The organism is Vibrio frigidus (genome assembly GCF_042465995.1).
In the GTDB taxonomy this organism is placed as follows: Bacteria; Pseudomonadota; Gammaproteobacteria; order Enterobacterales; family Vibrionaceae; genus Vibrio.
The window spans coordinates 242,910-259,435 of the sequence record NZ_JBCDMC010000005.1 but is presented as its reverse complement, the minus strand read 5'-3'; the positions used below and the strand labels follow the sequence as shown (position 1 = coordinate 259,435).

Below are 16,526 nucleotides of genomic sequence, written 5' to 3'. Positions count from 1 at the left end.
ACGCACTGAGAGGTGTATTCAAATACGCTATAGACTAGACCTGTCACCCCAACATAAGCCATTGAATTTAATGTAATACCTAGCGCTTTATACTTTCTTGTAATAGTGTTATAGAAAGTGTCTAATTCGCCAATCAAGCTGACAAACATGAGACTGAACAGGAGAAGTTCGGAGGAAAGGATCCAAACCCCCCGTTCTGTATTACTGGGATAAATCTAACAGTAAAGGTTAACTCCCAATATTGTTTTCCCTAAAATCTCGTTTGGAAACCTATTAAGAACATGTTTTCATTTTCAGAGACATCTTCAAAATCTGTAATCCTATATGACCCGTATACAGAAAACTTTTGAGTAATAAAGTAGGTAGATTGTAGTCCATACCTATATGCATATTCGTTATTTGCACCTGTACCTGGATTGACACCAAAAGTGGCGAGATCCAGTCCAACGCTTAGTTTACGATTGAAGTAATAGTCTGTTCCAATTTGTAAACTACCAATACTGTCATTGTTATCTTCTTGATATTCCGTATAACCAAACCGTCCATACAGGTTTAGCGCCTTGCTATTTTCTAACATAAATACCTTTTTGTAGTCCAATGCAAAAGTAGTTGATCTATAGTCGTTATTACTTGTCACATCATCATTTTGATTGGTACTTATACCTGCAATGAGCGTAGAAGTATCGTCTATGTATCCCCCTATTCTAAGAAATCCGCTATCAATAATCGCATTATGACCATAGGTTGGTTCATAATGTTTACTGACGTAATCTATACCTATGATGAATCCAGATTCGGAAACATATTTACCCGCGATACCCCATGTCGTCGCATTGTCTAAGTATTCTTGACTTACGAGACCGTATTTCAACGATAGTTCTGAACTCATACCGAGAAATGACGACTCTGCTAGAGGTCCTTTGCTATCATCGATCAATTGAAAATAGTACGTTGCACTAAGTAACGACGAGTTAATATCTTGACTGTCAAAATTTCTTGTGGTGTACGTCGCATCGATTTCAGTGTTGTAACCGCCAGCTAAACTAGCTGAGGATACTAATGCTGTACATAATGGGATTATCATCCTATTCATTTATTATTCCTTTAACATATCGACAAATAATCATTTAGAAGTGCACAATTCAAACGTAACAACCTATGGGTAATAATTGCGCATAGGTTAATTATGTTACAAAGTATGTTGTCATCATATGCAAATTACGCAATTTTCCTGCAATTAAAACTCGAACAATTAAAGTATCCAAACCTTTAAAAATCAAAGAACTTGCCAGTAGCAAGTTTCTAATTATCCCCGGGGGTTCTTTAAATGAAGAGCCAACAAAGTCGCAAGATGCTCAAATCTTCTGTGAAGAACAAGTGGAATAGCACATAGTTGGTTTAACTGCGATGAAGTCGGAAGGCTTTACAGTATAAATAGACCGAATAAGGATGAAAATCAGGTCTATATAAACAATTAACAGGTTAATGATAAGGCCTGAGAAAACAGGCCTTATAGGTATATATTACTGAACGACTTCACCGCTATCTATAACGGTTTTACGAACTATGTCTGAAAACGCCAGTGCTTCTTCCCGGATTTTGTCTTCGTCAACCGTCAGCATTTTCTTATTTTGCATCAACACTTTACCATCAACAATAGTATGTCGAACGTTTGTCGCATAGGCAGAATAAACCAAAGCTGAGTACGGGTTGTAGACAGGCACCATATTAGGAGCCTTGGTATCAATCACAATAATATCGGCTAGCTTTCCTAGCTCTAATGAACCGATTTTGTCTTCCATATGCAATGCTCTAGCTGCACCCATCGTTGCCATATCGATAACCTTGATTGGCGGCATTGCTGCGCGATCATGGTTAACTAATTTGTGTACTTTGGCCACCTGGCTAAACTCGTCGATAGTACTCAATGTATTACCTGACATCGGTCCGTCAGTTCCAAGCCCGATACGAATGCCTTCGTCAAACATTTTAAGTGCAGGGGACACACCTTTTGCAGATTTAATATTCGCACTCATATTATGTGCAACGCCCATATCACTTTCTTTTACGAGCTCAATATCTTTATCGTCGACCAAAATCATGTGAGCGCCGACCAGTTTGTCATTCAGCGCACCAATGTCATACATGTACTGAACTGGACTTTTTCCGCCACTGATCTTGGCTATTTTTTCTTGTTCACGCGTTGATTCTGCAAGGTGAATCAATACAGGGACGTCTTTTTCTTTAGACAATTTGGCGACTTTTTGTAGAATCTCTGTTGTGTTGGTGTAAGGCGCGTGTGGTGCAAATGCGGGTGTGATGCGCGGATGGTCTTTATATTCTTCAATAAAGTTGAGTGCGTATTGAATGCCCTCTTCAGCATTTTTGGCATCAGCTACTGGGAATTTAATGACGGTCTCACCAAGAACGGCACGCATACCAATTTTATCGACAGTCTTTGCTACTTCGTCTTCAAAATAGTACATATCAGCATAAGTAGTGACACCACCCTTAACCATTTCCACATTACCTAGGTTGGCACCAATGCGGACCATGTCACGAGAAACTAGCTTCGCCTCGAGTGGGAAAATATAGCGGTGTAATCGATCGGGAACATCGTCTGCTAGAGAACGAAATACCGTCATTGATACATGGGTGTGGGTATTAATAAGGCCTGGCATGACGATGTCGCCGTCTACATCAAACGTAATGTCCGCTTCATATTGGCTGGCTATAGTGTTATCACCAACAGCAACAATTTTGTTGCCTTTAATGGCGACCGTCCCTTGATTGAATACTTGTTTTTCTGCATTCATCGTGAGCACTGTTGCATCTGTAATTAAAATGTCTACTTTTTCTATCGCAAAGGTAGACATTGAAAATAGACTTGATGCAGCGATAGATAACGCCAAAAATGTTTTGTTAAGTGTCATTATGTGTTCCTAATTTGGTGAGATAAAACCGTAGAACTTGTCAGTGGTTGGTTTTTTACTGTCTTTATGTTGGGATAAGCGTCTAGTGAACGGTAACTTGGTCAACATTACGGTTCTTTCATTTTGTGGGGATGACCTATTTATTGACTGCGTATATTAATACCGAAAACCAATTATATCCGGTGGTTTAATCACACTTATTAATAGACATGATATTAGAATCGATTTACTGCTGTTATATCTGTCAGTTGCAAATATATCTTTATCCTAGCGACAACGGCTAATCGTTCGGCCTTTTATCGTTCTGTTAACTGAACCGCTAGGTAACTCGTCAGAACTTCTCGCTGTTCAGACGAGTTGATTGACTCGAGTCAATATATAGCAATCAATCATTCGTTAAACTTATGGGTTGTTCCCTTAAACTGATAAATCTATCAGGTAATTACTGTATGAATAGTAAAAATTGTAGTTGTTCAGAGCTGCTGTCTATCTTAAAAGCCCTTCCGGATAGGGTATTTATTTTGTCAGAATCAGGTGAGTTTTTAGATGCCTTTGGTGGCGTTGATACGAAGGTTACTTACACGACAGATTCTATAGTTGGCTTAAATCTAGAAGATATTTTGAGTAAGAGCCAAGCGAGTGAGTTTCTTGTTAAAGTGACGGAAGCATTAGAAACGCAGAAGACTCAACATTACCTATATAGCTTCACTCCTGATAATTTTCCAACAATACCGGATATAACGATTCCGAAAACAACCCAGTGGTATGAAAGTCGTATTCAGCCTCTAACAAGTCCTATCCATGGGCAAAATGCTGTGGTATGGATTACTCGAAATATCACCTCGAATCAAGAACATCAAGATCGATTAATTGAACTGTCCGAACATGACGACCTTACACAATTACTCAATCGCCGTGCTTTTAGCATGAAAGTGAATCAGTGTTTTGGCTGTGTAAAAAGGAACAATATAGAAACAGCTTTGTTAATAATCGACATCGATCATTTTAAATTAGTTAATGATACTTATGGGCACCTTTTTGGTGATGAAGTGATTCGAAGTGTAGCTAATATATTAAAAGATGAAGTGCGTGATATCGGTAGTGTTGGTCGTATCGGTGGCGAAGAGTTTGCAATCTTATTGAAAAATACAGGCATTACTGATGCTCATCTATTCGCAAGCCAGATATGCAAAAAAATTGAAGAACATCATTTTACATTTAATTCAGATCAAACTCGCGTGACGGTAAGCATTGGAGTAAGTAAAGTGAGTCGCGATGATGTAGGACAAAACGACGTGTTTCATCGAGCAGATAAGGCGCTGTACGAATCCAAATCAAAAGGCCGCAATAGAGTAACAATCAATTGTATCGAAATGGACTACAAACATTAAATGATCAATATATTGGCATTGTGACGCTCTAAAACTTTTCAATCTTCCCAGTCTGTTCAATTGCTTCGTATTTGATAATGCGCTCTTAAGCGATCCTGTTATAGATGATCATTTCCATATATCCCCTGAAAATTAAAAATTCACTCTGTTTCGGTTAGTAATGCACTGCCGGCTAACGATAAATGTGACAAAAAAATCACAGCTGTGTCCTACGTGAAATCTGACGAGTTCAATGGGTAGTAATCCATAGATTTTGTTGTAATAACCAACCAAACGATGCGCTGTTATTCCCCACAAGAATAGCAAGTACTCACGAACATCCCAACAACCAACCCCCAACAGAAGATCATACCAAGCAAACAAAGCGCTGTGTAACGACATTACAGGACGCCTTGTTTGGATTTGGGGTTTTTGCTTTTAATAAGGGACCTTGAATAAATATGCACAACTAACTCATTGAAATTAGACATTATGTAGGTGAGTTACTGCAAGAATTTATTTTAAAGCTCATAGAGTTTGCATTTATCGAATTTGGTTTAGGTATGAAAGCGTGGTTGGTGTTTATATATTGTGAGGGTTTTATTTAGTTATAGTGCGGTAGGATGAATGGGATAAAATAAGGTATTGGTACGTCAACCACTCTCCTACCCTGCTTTAGTTTTTCTAATTTGTTCTGCTATTAATTTGATGGCTTCAGCCGTACTTATACCTTGCTTCATCAACTCTTGGATTTGCTCAACCGCTTCTTGTTGCTCTTGATGTGTTAACGTTGGTAGGTCATCAAACATAAAACTGCCCCTTAATGGTAAGGGGCGTGACTATAATGATTTTTTTAATAAGTCGCAAGAAAGTTCGCGTATGCACCCATCGAATCTTCGTTGGTATAGCTTACCGCTAGATCCAGTTCGAATAATCCAAGTGGTGAAATACCTAAACCGCCAGTTACTGTCCCATCACTATCTTCATACGCTAGGTTGAGCTTATAACCGGCGCGCAGTTGGAGTTGTCTCATGATATCAATTTCCATACCTACGCGAACCCATTGCGTATTGTCTTCAAACTGGTCGAATCTTTTGTCTTCGGTGACATCATAGTCTGCACTTAATGAGAAATAGTCTGCAACGAAACCCGCGCCAATGGTGTATTGAGGGCGCAATTGGTAGGTATACGATTGCGTTGAACCAGAAGACGTGGTTGAGACTTGAGTTTCAATATCGCGCGACACCAAGTTTGTGCCTGCGAAACCCACTCGGAATGGTCCATAAAACCAAAGGGCACCAACGTCTAGATTAAAGGTACTTTCCGATGTGCTGTTTTCAAATACGTCTTTCAGATCGTAACTCTCAACAGAAGCTGAATAGATATAGGTATTGATTCTCTGAAACTTAGGTGTGACACCAAATGACATGTGCTGACCAAAGACGGTCTGGTATTTGGCTAAAGAGGCCCCCGCTTCCAATATACCGATAGAGACGGCATTGACTGTACTTCTACTTGCTCTATCTGCAATAGCCGCTTGTTCTGTTAGCGAGTCGTTGGAAGTAGCAATATCCGGCGCGATAAAAGATTCGGCATAAGCTTTACCAAAAATAGTGGTCGAAATATATGGGTTAGGGATACCAAATGCGGCAACAACGCCAAATTCAACCCGGGCGTTATCGCCTTCCATGTCATTCATAACCGCATCGAGTTCATCAATTTTTTCTTGAGTGAATGTAGAAGAGTCATTTAAATCAACGCCACTTATCAAATCAGCCATCGTATCGATATTGTCTATCAACTGGTTCTCATCATTATACGAAATCCCTACACCGGGTAAAAGCATACCCGCGTCATCGTTCCTGCGATAGATTGCACCCATAGCCGGGTTATAAAACGGAGCCGTTAAGTAGCTTGCGGATACCACACCAACGCCACCCATGGCGTCGCCACGGGCATCGATTGAATAGCTCGCGGCCATCGAATATGAGGATGAAAAAGTAACAATTATTGCCGCTGATAAGCGTAATTTATTCATGTTTGTCGCCTAGAATTAATCCATTAATTTCGTATCGGCTAAAAAGAGAAAGACTTTAGGGTTATTCAGAGGAAATATCGTAAGTTTTACTTATAACTTGTTGATCTTCAATAATTACAGGCCCTTGCCAGCGATGGTGTGTAATTCCAACAGCAAGGACATACCTATCTGGTTTTAGCTCACTAATTGGTAATTGCGTTGGGTATTTGCCTTCATACTCTTGATTCCAAACCCGAACATACTCGTCTTTGATGTAATCATAAAGTGATACGGTTAATACAGGCAAAGTACAGTATGGATTGAGTTGAGCTAACCTATCCACAGCCCAACTGTCTTTTGATTCCCATCTGACCACTTCTTTATTAACGGATTCGCCCATAACTATCCATTGGTGCCATGGTTGATTGTTGTCACTACTCACTTCCAAGCGGTACAATCCACTCGGTAATCGTTGGTTAAGTTCGTAGCTAATTCTAAAAATATTTTTAGCTTCACCTTTGATGACTTCAAAATTCGCCTCTTTGGATACGACGGTATCTGGCCATCGGAGCAGACGTATCCCCGTAATGTCGGTTTCTGACGTAATTTCAACGATGGCTCTAGAAACCGTTCTACCTGGACTTTGTATAGATTGTCTTTTCACTATTATGCTGCGAATCCAAGGCGCTACGGGTTCGGTCGCGATACTTTTACCACAATCATTTTCTAAGGTTTTTTGCAATAACTCATTTAGATGATTCTCTACGTACTCAGTAGGTTCAGATTGCCAAACCTGGATCATCGCATCGAAACTGCCTTTTAAGTCATTATCAAGAAGCTTCTCGTGGGCTTGATTTAGAGGCGAACTTGTCTCAAACCAAGTTTTTGCAACACCACAAAAGCTTGGTAATAGTAGAATTAGAACAAACAGATTTCGCATTCGTTTTATGCTTTCATCTTATAACCAACACCACGGAGTGTTTCAATTTCAAGCCCTGGAATTTTTTGGCGAAGTTGAAGCACATGGGTATCGACGGTTCGTGTCGTCGGAAAATGATTATAACCCCAAACATGGTCGAGCAACTCGTCTCTGGTGAAGACCCTGCCTAGATTACTGGCCAAAAAGAGCAGCAGATCAAACTCTGTTCTTGTTAACGTGATCGTTTGGTCTTGGCAAAACACTTCCCGCGTGGCTTTATCAATAACTAAGTTGCTAGTGATAACTTTGCTTAAGTCTTCGTCATCGTTGTCACTTCCTGGTGAACGTAGTTGCGCTCTGATGCGTGCAAACAGCTCAGCTTCTGCAAAGGGTTTGGTTAAATAGTCATTTGCACCTGCATCAAGGCCTGAAACCTTATCTTTAATTGTGACCAACGCGGTAAGCAAGATGACAGGCACTTTCTTGATCTCTTTCCACGACGGAAGATGATCAACCGTATCACCATCGGGCAGTTGGCGGTCTAAAATCACTAGATCAGCTTTCTCCCAAAGTGGCGCAACTTCCGCAATAGTTTCAGCATGTAAACACTCGTAACCTGCTTGTTCTAAACTTACTAATAATCCATCCGCCAAATTTTTATCATCTTCAACGAGTAGTAGTGTCTGTTTCACAGGGTATCTCCAATTTAAATGTGGTAGGTGGACCAATGAGAGTCATAGTACCTCCCATTCTGTCCACCATCGATTCAACAATCGTTAAACCAAGACCTAATCCAGCCTTACTGACAAACGGTTTCTTAACTGTTTTCCAATTTTTCTTAGTCATATTGCCTTGATCTATTATTAAAAATGCAATTGAATTCGTACTTACTTTTACTTTTAGTTGTATTGGCTCGACACCATATTTTATCGCATTGTTCACCAAATTATCGAGGCAGGTGCCTAACCAATACACATTAACTTTTACAGCAGCGTCTTTACTCAACACAATGTTTATTGGTTTTGCGCTCTCTTCATATCTATAGTGTAGCCATTCTTCAACCGATGGAATCCATTCAGACGCTAAGTTTTGATGTTCCGATTGAAGGTAGTCTTTGCTTGCTTCAGCCAATTGCCTAAGTCGCATCGTGTCTTCGCAAAGTCGTCTAAATTCGTCATATACACTTTCCGGAAGGCGTTCAAATTCTCTTCTAAAACCTTCCACTGTGAGTGATAAGCTTGCGATTGGTGTTCTGAGTTCGTGCGTTAATATTTGCAACACTAACATGCGGCTCTTCATCTCTTCGCGTTTGACGTTCCAGCGATATATCGCCCATCCTGCAACCAAGGTAATATTTATGATTACCAGAGCAATCATGCTCTTAAGCAGTAAGTCAGAATGGTCTTCTAGTTCCCAGCAGAGGTTGCCACGTTTTACAAAGCAATAAACATCTTTTTCTACGTATGTAAATTTCAGTTCCGCTTCGGTGGCATTATATTGCCAAACTTCATTAGGAAATACGTAGTACTCGTTGCCCTTTTTTAGCCACATTTCTTCGTTTTCAACAAACATACGTTCGCCAGCTATCAATGCTGATATAGCGTCGGTTTGCATTCTTTGTAAACGCCCCAGCAGCTCGGTTTCCGGAGCTAATGGTCTTTCTTTAATGTGCATGTAGGATTGCAACTGATCAAATTGGTCAGGGAATTTTGTCGCGTATCGTAGCGCATATGTACCGCCACCAGGATGTATTAACCCAGATCGAGCAAACCACTTAGTGTTTAACGGTGTACCACGACAAATGGCTCTTACAAACACCAACGGCACTGTAACCAAAGGACTCAGAGGCAATTTACCTGTACAGCTTTGGGATAATTTATAAACTTGTTGGATATCTTTTAATGGATATTTGGCGGTTTGAGGCAGCATGAACTCTGGAGACATCAACTTAGTAGGGAAGTCTGTTTGAAGCACCCTAACATCGTAGTTTACTGTCGCTTGAGAATAATCGAACCGTTCCGTGAAATTCGAGATCCTTTCCGGCAACGTCGTCGCTACTACCTTAAATGGCATCAGAGCTATCAAGATAAAATAGGAGAAATTGCGAAAGTACAAATTGATGGCCAATTTAAGAGTGAATAACAAATAATATAACATTATTGGTGAAAAGCACATTATTCTCAAGAAGATAGCACTCATTACTACCTTTCAAGTTAGAGAAATGTAAAAGCCAACCTATCATGGTTGGCTTTTAATTCAAATTAACTATAAAAGTTAATCATAAACGTGTATTTATTACAGTGCTTTAGAAATGGCATCGACACTTTGCTTTGCATCACCAAATAGCATTTGTGTATTCTCTTTAAAGAATAATGGGTTTTGCACACCGGCGTAACCAGGATTCATTGAACGCTTAAAGACGATAACGTTACGAGCATGCCACACTTCTAACACTGGCATTCCTGCGATAGGACTGTTTGGATCTTCTAATGCCGCGGGGTTAACCGTGTCATTAGCGCCAATAACAAGCACCGTATCAGTTTCTGCGAAGTCGTCATTCAATTCGTCCATCTCTAGTACGATATCGTATGGCACCTTAGCTTCAGCCAATAGAACGTTCATGTGACCGGGTAACCTTCCGGCAACCGGATGAATACCAAATCGCACTTTAATACCTTGACTACGTAACTTTTCAGTAATTTCGTGAACAGGATATTGAGCCTGCGCAACTGCCATACCATAACCTGGGGTGATGATAACGGACGTCGAGTTTTTAAGCATATCCGCAACGTCTTCCGCATTTGTTTCTCTGTGCTCACCGTAATCGGTATCGCTGTCAACGACGACGTCTTGACCAAAGCCACCCGCTATCACCGATAAGAATGAACGATTCATCGCCTTACACATAATGTAAGAAAGAATCGCTCCTGAAGAACCGACCAATGCACCAGTTACAATCAACAGATCATTTGCCAGCATGAAGCCCGCCGCAGCGGCAGCCCAACCTGAATAAGAGTTAAGCATCGATACAACCACTGGCATATCAGCGCCACCAATTGAAGCGACTAAATGATAGCCAAATACAAACGCGATTAACGTCATCAACATCAAGGCAAACATACTGCCTTCCGCGTTCACAAAGACCATCATCAAGAAAAGTGATCCGACGACAGCAGCCAGGTTCCACTTATGTTTGTGAGGAATGCTTAACGCTGAAGATGAAATAACACCGCGAAGTTTACAAAATGCGACAATGGAACCAGTAAACGTAACGGCACCAATGAACACACCTAAGAATACCTCTATAAGATGAATATTTAGCATCGCTTGGTCTAGGATAATCCCGTGATCCAAGTAGCTGTTATAACCTACTAAAACAGCGGCTAAACCAACAAAGCTGTGCAATATTGCGACAAGCTCTGGCATCTCTGTCATTTCAACTTTTTTAGCGTAATGGATACCGATACCACCACCAATAACCATGGCGATGATGACCCACACTAAACCAGCCGAATCAGGTGAAAAGATAGTCGCGATCAGAGCGATCGTCATACCTGTAATGCCGTAATAGTTACCAGCGCGTGCGGTTTCCTGCTTAGAAAGACCCGCTAAACTCATTATAAAAAGAACCGCAGCAACAATGTAGGCGGCCTGTACTAATCCTGCAGACATTTACTACTCCTTAGTCTTTACGGAACATTTCAAGCATACGTCTGGTAACCGTAAAGCCACCGAAAATATTTATGCTTGCAATTAATACTGCGATAAAAGAAAGCACTGACACTGCTGTGTTTCCTTGACCAATTTGGAGTAACGCTCCCACCACGATAATCCCCGAGATAGCATTTGTTACCGACATCAATGGAGTATGTAATGCATGTGACACGTTCCAGACGACGTAATAACCCACCACGCAGGCCAATACAAATACCGTAAAATGAGCGAGGAATGCAGCAGGAGCAACACTAGCTACCCATGCAAAAGCACCAACAGCAACGGCTAGACCAGCAATTTTCTTAACTGGAGAAGCCGGTTCTTCAACCTTAGCTGTGGGTTTGACTGGCTGCTCAACTTTAACCTGTGGTTGCGCAGAAACTTGAATAGGTGGTGCTGGCCACGTTACTTCACCGGCTTTAACCACAGTAACCCCTCGAAGAACGACATCTTCAAAGTCTATATCAATATTTCCGTCTTTCTCTTTACATAGAAGTTTGATTAAGTTGACTAAGTTTGTACCGTAAAGTTGTGATGACTGAGTCGGTAAACGACCGACCATATCGGTATAACCGACAATCTTCACGCCATTAGCTGTCGTAATGACTTTATCTGCAACCGTGTATTCACAGTTACCGCCGTTAGCCGCCGCAAGGTCAACGATAACGCTGCCCGCTTGCATACTATCTACCATCTCTTTGGTAATTAACTTCGGAGCTGGACGTCCTGGTATAAGTGCCGTCGTAATTATAATGTCGACATCTTTCGCTTGCGCGGCATAAAGCTCTTCCGCTTTTTTGTTAAACGCTTCAGACATCTCTTTCGCATAGCCGTCACCAGCACCGGAATCTTCCTCGAAATCAACTTCAAGGAATTCAGCGCCCATTGACTGTACTTGCTCTTTAACCTCTGGGCGAACATCGAATGCTCTTACAATCGCGCCTAAACTACCTGCTGCACCGATAGCCGCAAGTCCGGCCACACCAGCACCAGCAACAAGAACTTTAGCCGGTGGAACTTTACCCGCTGCGGTTATTTGACCGGTGAAGAAACGTCCAAATTCATGAGCGGCTTCAACAACTGCTCTGTATCCAGCGATGTTAGCCATAGAGCTGAGCGCATCTAACGCCTGAGCACGCGAAATACGAGGTACCGCATCCATCGCCATAACGTTGATGTTTTTGCTTGATAGCTTCTCCATTAACTCAGCGTTTTGCGCCGGCCAAATGAAGCTTATTAGGCTTGCACCTTCTTTAAGCAATTCTATTTCATTATCCGACGGCGCATTGACTTTCAAGATGAGATCTGAATTCCAAATCTCTTCTTTGGTGGTCACTGTTGCTCCAGCATTTTGGAAGGACACGTTATCGAAGCTAGCTAAAGCTCCAGCGTCAGATTCTACCGAGACATCGAATCCCAGCTTGATTAGCTGTTCAACTGTCTTTGGCGTTGCAGCGACGCGTGTTTCACCTGCAAGTATTTCTCTAGGTACACCAATTTGCATAGTTATTCCCTACTATTGGCACAATTAATAAAGTGTTTTTATGAACGATGTTTGGAATCTAAAGTATTTTTTGCCAGAAATACATGTCTATATGACTAATCCGACCTCATTAGTAGGAAAATCATACAGAACTGGCCGTATTGAATATCGAAATGATATCGAGGGCCTTTTATGTAAGCAAAATCGAATCAAAAACTAAAAGAGCCATTAGCATATACGCTAATGCCCCTTTCAAAAATGATGGAAATCAAGTTGTTTACTTTAACTAATTCAACTACGTAGCATGGCTCACATCTCAGGCGCTTAGTTAGAAGATATCGCCTCTCATCTGGTCGATAAACATTTTGGCTTTGCTTAGCATAAGGCTATTCGCATCTTGCTCGGAACCGACAACATCAGAACGAATGAAGGTATGCTCTTTCAGTTCTCCATCTATCTCTTTCGTAATTCGTCCTGCTATTCTGTACTGTCCGGATTCGGACTTTGCTTCTTGGTAAATAAGAAAGCCATCATATTCTACTGGTTCAACTTGTTTTGCTTCGGCTTTTTTGTTGCTCGAACCAAACAGTTTAGAAAAAAATCCCACAATTACTCCTAAATATATTGAGTTACTTAAAAGGTTTTATTGTTTCGACACGATAGGTACTTCAAACCATTCTAACTCACGATTGTCGTTGTCTACTTTACCTTTAGCTGAGTATTCAGATACATCTTCATCTTCACGAATTACCCGACGATCATCTTTAATTAAACCCTCTGCTGCAGTGACGGCGACTTCAGCTTGTTGCCTGAACACAAGTAAACGTGTTTCGGCTAAACGAGATAAAAAATCAATATCATGGCGGATGTATACGGGTCTTAACTGGTTCAGAGCTAAACACGCTAAATCTGCTAACTGTTCATTACTATACTTATCCGTATATTCGTCGTTAGCGAGTACCGTTCCCACTAGTGTTTCCATGTAATTATGCACATCGACACTTATTTGCATATTCTTACTCCAAGTTCCTAATTTAAGAGGATACTTATTTAAACTAGCACTATAGCCAGTTAACCTCAAGGTACAGACATTCTGCGGTTGGAAAAATGATGTAATCCGTTCACCTTAACCCTCAATACTAGAATTTATTCGATAAACTGCTTTGATTTTCATGAATAAACAGTATGCTATCATTCTTAGTAACGATACCTTTGCAATTCTTGCGACTTAGAGAACATGTCTTTCATACATTCAAATTTATTTAGACTCCTATTCCCTGTGGTTTTAACTGTCCTTATTTTCATTGGAATAAATAATGTCACCTTGTTGGTGCAAACAAATATTCCCTTCGCCAGTCAGCTACCATACTTTTTATTTGCAATCTGTATCCTTCTTTGTCAAAGCTTTAACCAAGGTCGAATTGGTATGGTTGCCATTGCGATGGCTGTAGCGTACTGGGTTATTCAAACAAGGCTTCAAAGTTCTTTATCGACAGGGACGACCCAAATAGAGTTTCTGGTTTTGGCATTCACTTTTCCTACGGCTTGCGTCACCGTCTACCTTTTTCCTGAAAAACGCTTTTTTACCTTATCCAGCGCACTTTATATTACAATAGTCGCGATACTTTTTGGCTGGTCAGTATTAACGGTCCAATTTGTTGATAGCAATGGACTAAATCAAACCTGGCAAAATATACTATTTGTCATTCCTGAAATATCACTATTACCCCTTATTATCATTCTTTATAGCCTTCTTTTGGTCGGTCTGTTCGCCATAATGGTACTCAGATACAATCGACCAATTGATGTTGCGGTATACTCCAGTCTTTGCATATCAACGTTAACCTTTATTCTCTTCCAATACCCTTTTATCTCCAGCATTTTGTTTTCGTTAGGGGGCGTTTTACTAACGCTAGGCGTTATTAGCACCAGCCACGAGCTGGCGTATATAGATCAGCTCACAAACATTCCCGGCCGAAGAGCCCTAGACACAGAGCTTAAACATCTTGGTAGGAAATATACTATTGCCATGTTGGATGTAGACCATTTCAAAAAATTTAATGATACCTATGGTCACGATACGGGAGACGACGTGTTGAAGCTTGTCGCATCATTGATGGCTAATACCAATGGTAAAGCGAAGGTATATCGATATGGTGGCGAAGAATTCACCGTATTGTTCAAAAATAAATACCAAGATGAAACAATCGATCATTTAGAAGAGCTTCGCGAAAGAATTGCCGATTATGAGATGATATTACGTAACCTTGATGACAGACCAAAAAATGACAAAAATGGCGTGACGCAAAGATCAAATTCACCGCGTTCTGGTGCGGTTAGCGTGACTATTAGTATAGGTGTTGCAGATAGTGTCGACACCCGAGACCCCAAGTCGGTACTTAAAGCCGCAGATGAAGCTTTGTACAGAGCAAAAGAAGGTGGCCGAAATCGGGTCTCAAATTAGCGGCTCAATCTTGGTTAAAATACAACACGATACTCCCTCCCTTAAGCGCGCTACCATAGTTTAAACTCAGCCCTATACCTACGTTATCGATTAAAGTAGTCTCGAAAGGTGGTGTTATAAGCCACCCTCCCATAACTTCATAGTAATAACTGGTTCCTAACGGCTCCGTAGAATCACCATTTAAATCGACGCGTTTGAAACTAGCGAAAATAGATTGAACCATGCCACTCCATTCGGAGAAATCACGATAAATCTCTACTTGATTTATCCAACGGGCATTTTCAGGTTTACCAATATCACCGTTATTCGCTTCTCCCCAACCTCGACCAGAAGCGTAATTGAACCGTGAAGATAGCTGCCAATTCCCCCAATCCACTTCTTTTTTATAGCCAATTTTAAAAGACGGTTCTATCAAGAATGACCACGCGTCAGTATTATAAGCGACCCCATCTAAACTGTTACTATAAGTGCGAGAACTGTTATTGTTGTAGTCATAAGAGTTGGTGTAGTACAGCAAATGCCCGCCTATTCCGTATCTGAGAAACCAGTTTTCCGTCAACTGATCGTGATAACCGTATCCGATGTACCCTCCATAAACCTCCTCTTTAAACGTATCACTCTTCTCAGAAGGGAGAATGGTCGAAAAATCCACTTCCTGCTCAACCTTTAGAAACGACAGTTTGAAATTGACACTATGATAATTATCCTCACTACTTTCCCAATTTTTTCCAAATGGTATCGTTAAAACGCTGATTTTTTGGCGTAAATCTATCGAGTCAGCACTGCCTATATCTTCATTGTCTAGGTTAAGTATGTTGTTGGGGTTGAAATCACTAATACCAAAAGTGAACGCATCACTGTCCGTGAGCACTACTGATACTGCGAATGTATGCTCTAAGTTGCGTTGCAAGGCATTTGCCCAACTATAGCTACTCAGACACACACATAAATTTACACAAATTATGATCGATTTAAATGCACTCATCTGTTAAAACTATGCTCCTTATAGTCTCAAATAATTCTAAAAATACTCATAATTAGAAGGATAAAGTAATGATATATAAAATCGTTCTCATTTTAGTCATCGGTCTAGGCGCATTTATGTTCTACAAGAACAACGCAACGCCTACTTACTTGGGACTAAAGAATAATCAATTAGCTCCAATGCCATCATCTCCAAATGCGGTGTCAAGTCAAACAGATATAGAAGAAAAGAAAGTTAACCCTCTTTCATTTCCTAGTATTGATGACGCAAAGAAAAATGTAAAACGCGTTTTCGCTCAACTGCCTAATAACAGTGTTGAAGTAGAAAATGATAACTACATGCACGTCATATTTACGACTGAAACGATGAGGTTTCACGACGACGTAGAACTTTTCTTCGACCTAGAAAACCAGATCATCCATTATCGTTCACAGTCACGGGTTGGATATAGCGACCGTGGTCTTAATAAAACACGATACGAACAATTTTCGGAACTCTATAATGATTTGAATTAGTTCAATTAAACACCAATAGGCGCTTAAAAAGCATACAGATCACAAGTTGTAAATATTCACAACCTTTTAACTGGAAGAGTAAAAAAGGTTAATGTACGGTTAATTATCTGATGTGTTTTTACATCG

General features: G+C 40.6%; 16 protein-coding genes. 3 read left to right on the top strand and 13 right to left on the bottom strand.

Going from position 1 to position 16,526, the window contains the following annotated elements; genetic code table 11:
- Positions 1-250: 250 nt before the first annotated feature.
- Positions 251-1,093: a putative porin gene (locus AACW90_RS10715; RefSeq protein WP_390234092.1), complete on the bottom strand. Its 843-nt coding sequence runs from the start codon at positions 1,091-1,093 to the stop codon at positions 251-253.
- 430 nt (positions 1,094-1,523) lie between these two features.
- Complete coding sequence (locus tag AACW90_RS10710) at positions 1,524-2,933, bottom strand: amidohydrolase (protein ID WP_390234090.1); 1,410 nt, start codon at positions 2,931-2,933, stop codon at positions 1,524-1,526.
- 449 nt (positions 2,934-3,382) lie between these two features.
- Here AACW90_RS10710 and AACW90_RS10705 point away from each other — a divergent pair, with 449 nt between their 5' ends.
- The gene (locus AACW90_RS10705; RefSeq protein ID WP_390234088.1) at positions 3,383-4,324 is read left to right on the top strand and encodes a sensor domain-containing diguanylate cyclase; all 942 of its coding nucleotides are present in this window, start codon (positions 3,383-3,385) and stop codon (positions 4,322-4,324) included.
- A 132-nt stretch (positions 4,325-4,456) separates the two neighbouring features.
- Here AACW90_RS10705 and AACW90_RS10700 read toward each other — a convergent pair whose 3' ends face one another.
- The 10 genes from AACW90_RS10700 to AACW90_RS10655 form a co-directional block, all read right to left on the bottom strand.
- Positions 4,457-4,705 carry a hypothetical protein gene (locus AACW90_RS10700; RefSeq protein WP_390234086.1) on the bottom strand — a complete coding sequence of 83 codons (249 nt, stop codon included), beginning with the start codon at positions 4,703-4,705 and terminating at the stop codon, positions 4,457-4,459.
- Between the two features lie 263 nt (positions 4,706-4,968).
- The gene (locus AACW90_RS10695) at positions 4,969-5,112 is read right to left on the bottom strand and encodes a YoaH family protein (protein ID WP_390234083.1); all 144 of its coding nucleotides are present in this window, start codon (positions 5,110-5,112) and stop codon (positions 4,969-4,971) included.
- 44 nt (positions 5,113-5,156) lie between these two features.
- Positions 5,157-6,341, bottom strand: coding sequence for a conjugal transfer protein TraF (locus tag AACW90_RS10690; RefSeq protein ID WP_390234081.1), 1,185 nt, complete (start codon positions 6,339-6,341; stop codon positions 5,157-5,159).
- Between the two features lie 61 nt (positions 6,342-6,402).
- The gene (locus AACW90_RS10685) at positions 6,403-7,260 is read right to left on the bottom strand and encodes a DUF2861 family protein (protein WP_390234078.1); all 858 of its coding nucleotides are present in this window, start codon (positions 7,258-7,260) and stop codon (positions 6,403-6,405) included.
- A gap of 5 nt (positions 7,261-7,265) precedes the next feature.
- On the bottom strand, positions 7,266-7,931 hold the full coding sequence (gene vxrB / locus AACW90_RS10680; protein WP_390234075.1) for a response regulator transcription factor VxrB: 666 nt from the start codon (positions 7,929-7,931) through the stop codon (positions 7,266-7,268).
- Positions 7,906-9,312 (bottom strand): sensor histidine kinase VxrA, encoded by a 1,407-nt coding sequence (vxrA, locus tag AACW90_RS10675; RefSeq protein ID WP_390234073.1) that lies wholly within the window; start codon positions 9,310-9,312, stop codon positions 7,906-7,908. The genes vxrB and vxrA overlap by 26 nt, the downstream gene beginning before the upstream one ends.
- Positions 9,313-9,534: 222 nt before the next feature.
- Positions 9,535-10,911 (bottom strand): Re/Si-specific NAD(P)(+) transhydrogenase subunit beta, encoded by a 1,377-nt coding sequence (pntB, locus tag AACW90_RS10670; protein ID WP_390234070.1) that lies wholly within the window; start codon positions 10,909-10,911, stop codon positions 9,535-9,537.
- A gap of 10 nt (positions 10,912-10,921) precedes the next feature.
- Positions 10,922-12,457 carry a Re/Si-specific NAD(P)(+) transhydrogenase subunit alpha gene (gene pntA / locus AACW90_RS10665; protein WP_390234067.1) on the bottom strand — a complete coding sequence of 512 codons (1,536 nt, stop codon included), beginning with the start codon at positions 12,455-12,457 and terminating at the stop codon, positions 10,922-10,924.
- 307 nt (positions 12,458-12,764) lie between these two features.
- Positions 12,765-13,043, bottom strand: a complete 279-nt coding sequence (locus AACW90_RS10660; RefSeq protein ID WP_390234065.1) for an HlyU family transcriptional regulator — start codon at positions 13,041-13,043, stop codon at positions 12,765-12,767.
- A 36-nt stretch (positions 13,044-13,079) separates the two neighbouring features.
- On the bottom strand, positions 13,080-13,448 hold the full coding sequence (locus tag AACW90_RS10655; RefSeq protein ID WP_390234063.1) for a late competence development ComFB family protein: 369 nt from the start codon (positions 13,446-13,448) through the stop codon (positions 13,080-13,082).
- 318 nt (positions 13,449-13,766) lie between these two features.
- Here AACW90_RS10655 and AACW90_RS10650 point away from each other — a divergent pair, with 318 nt between their 5' ends.
- Positions 13,767-14,900 (top strand): GGDEF domain-containing protein, encoded by a 1,134-nt coding sequence (locus AACW90_RS10650; RefSeq protein ID WP_390234060.1) that lies wholly within the window; start codon positions 13,767-13,769, stop codon positions 14,898-14,900.
- 4 nt (positions 14,901-14,904) lie between these two features.
- Here the strand turns inward: AACW90_RS10650 and AACW90_RS10645 are convergent, their stop codons facing one another.
- On the bottom strand, positions 14,905-15,810 hold the full coding sequence (locus AACW90_RS10645) for a Solitary outer membrane autotransporter beta-barrel domain (protein ID WP_502226692.1): 906 nt from the start codon (positions 15,808-15,810) through the stop codon (positions 14,905-14,907).
- Between the two features lie 143 nt (positions 15,811-15,953).
- Between AACW90_RS10645 and AACW90_RS10640 the strand changes: the two genes are divergently transcribed.
- Positions 15,954-16,400: a DUF1499 domain-containing protein gene (locus tag AACW90_RS10640; RefSeq protein WP_390234055.1), complete on the top strand. Its 447-nt coding sequence runs from the start codon at positions 15,954-15,956 to the stop codon at positions 16,398-16,400.
- The last annotated feature ends 126 nt before the right edge of the window (positions 16,401-16,526 follow it).

Excerpts from the sequence above, each read along its gene's own strand:
- AACW90_RS10710 (WP_390234090.1), bottom strand. The coding sequence starts at position 2,933 with ATGACACTTAACAAAACATTTTTGGCGTTATCTATCGCTGCATCAAGT.
- AACW90_RS10655 (WP_390234063.1), bottom strand. The coding sequence starts at position 13,448 with ATGCAAATAAGTGTCGATGTGCATAATTACATGGAAACACTAGTGGGA.
- AACW90_RS10690 (WP_390234081.1), bottom strand. The coding sequence starts at position 6,341 with ATGAATAAATTACGCTTATCAGCGGCAATAATTGTTACTTTTTCATCC.
- AACW90_RS10640 (WP_390234055.1), top strand. The coding sequence starts at position 15,954 with ATGATATATAAAATCGTTCTCATTTTAGTCATCGGTCTAGGCGCATTT.
- AACW90_RS10705 (WP_390234088.1), top strand. The coding sequence starts at position 3,383 with ATGAATAGTAAAAATTGTAGTTGTTCAGAGCTGCTGTCTATCTTAAAA.
- pntA (WP_390234067.1), bottom strand. The coding sequence starts at position 12,457 with ATGCAAATTGGTGTACCTAGAGAAATACTTGCAGGTGAAACACGCGTC.
- vxrA (WP_390234073.1), bottom strand. The coding sequence starts at position 9,312 with ATGCCATTTAAGGTAGTAGCGACGACGTTGCCGGAAAGGATCTCGAAT.
- pntB (WP_390234070.1), bottom strand. The coding sequence starts at position 10,911 with ATGTCTGCAGGATTAGTACAGGCCGCCTACATTGTTGCTGCGGTTCTT.
- AACW90_RS10700 (WP_390234086.1), bottom strand. The coding sequence starts at position 4,705 with ATGTCGTTACACAGCGCTTTGTTTGCTTGGTATGATCTTCTGTTGGGG.
- AACW90_RS10685 (WP_390234078.1), bottom strand. The coding sequence starts at position 7,260 with ATGCGAAATCTGTTTGTTCTAATTCTACTATTACCAAGCTTTTGTGGT.
- AACW90_RS10695 (WP_390234083.1), bottom strand. The coding sequence starts at position 5,112 with ATGTTTGATGACCTACCAACGTTAACACATCAAGAGCAACAAGAAGCG.
- AACW90_RS10715 (WP_390234092.1), bottom strand. The coding sequence starts at position 1,093 with ATGAATAGGATGATAATCCCATTATGTACAGCATTAGTATCCTCAGCT.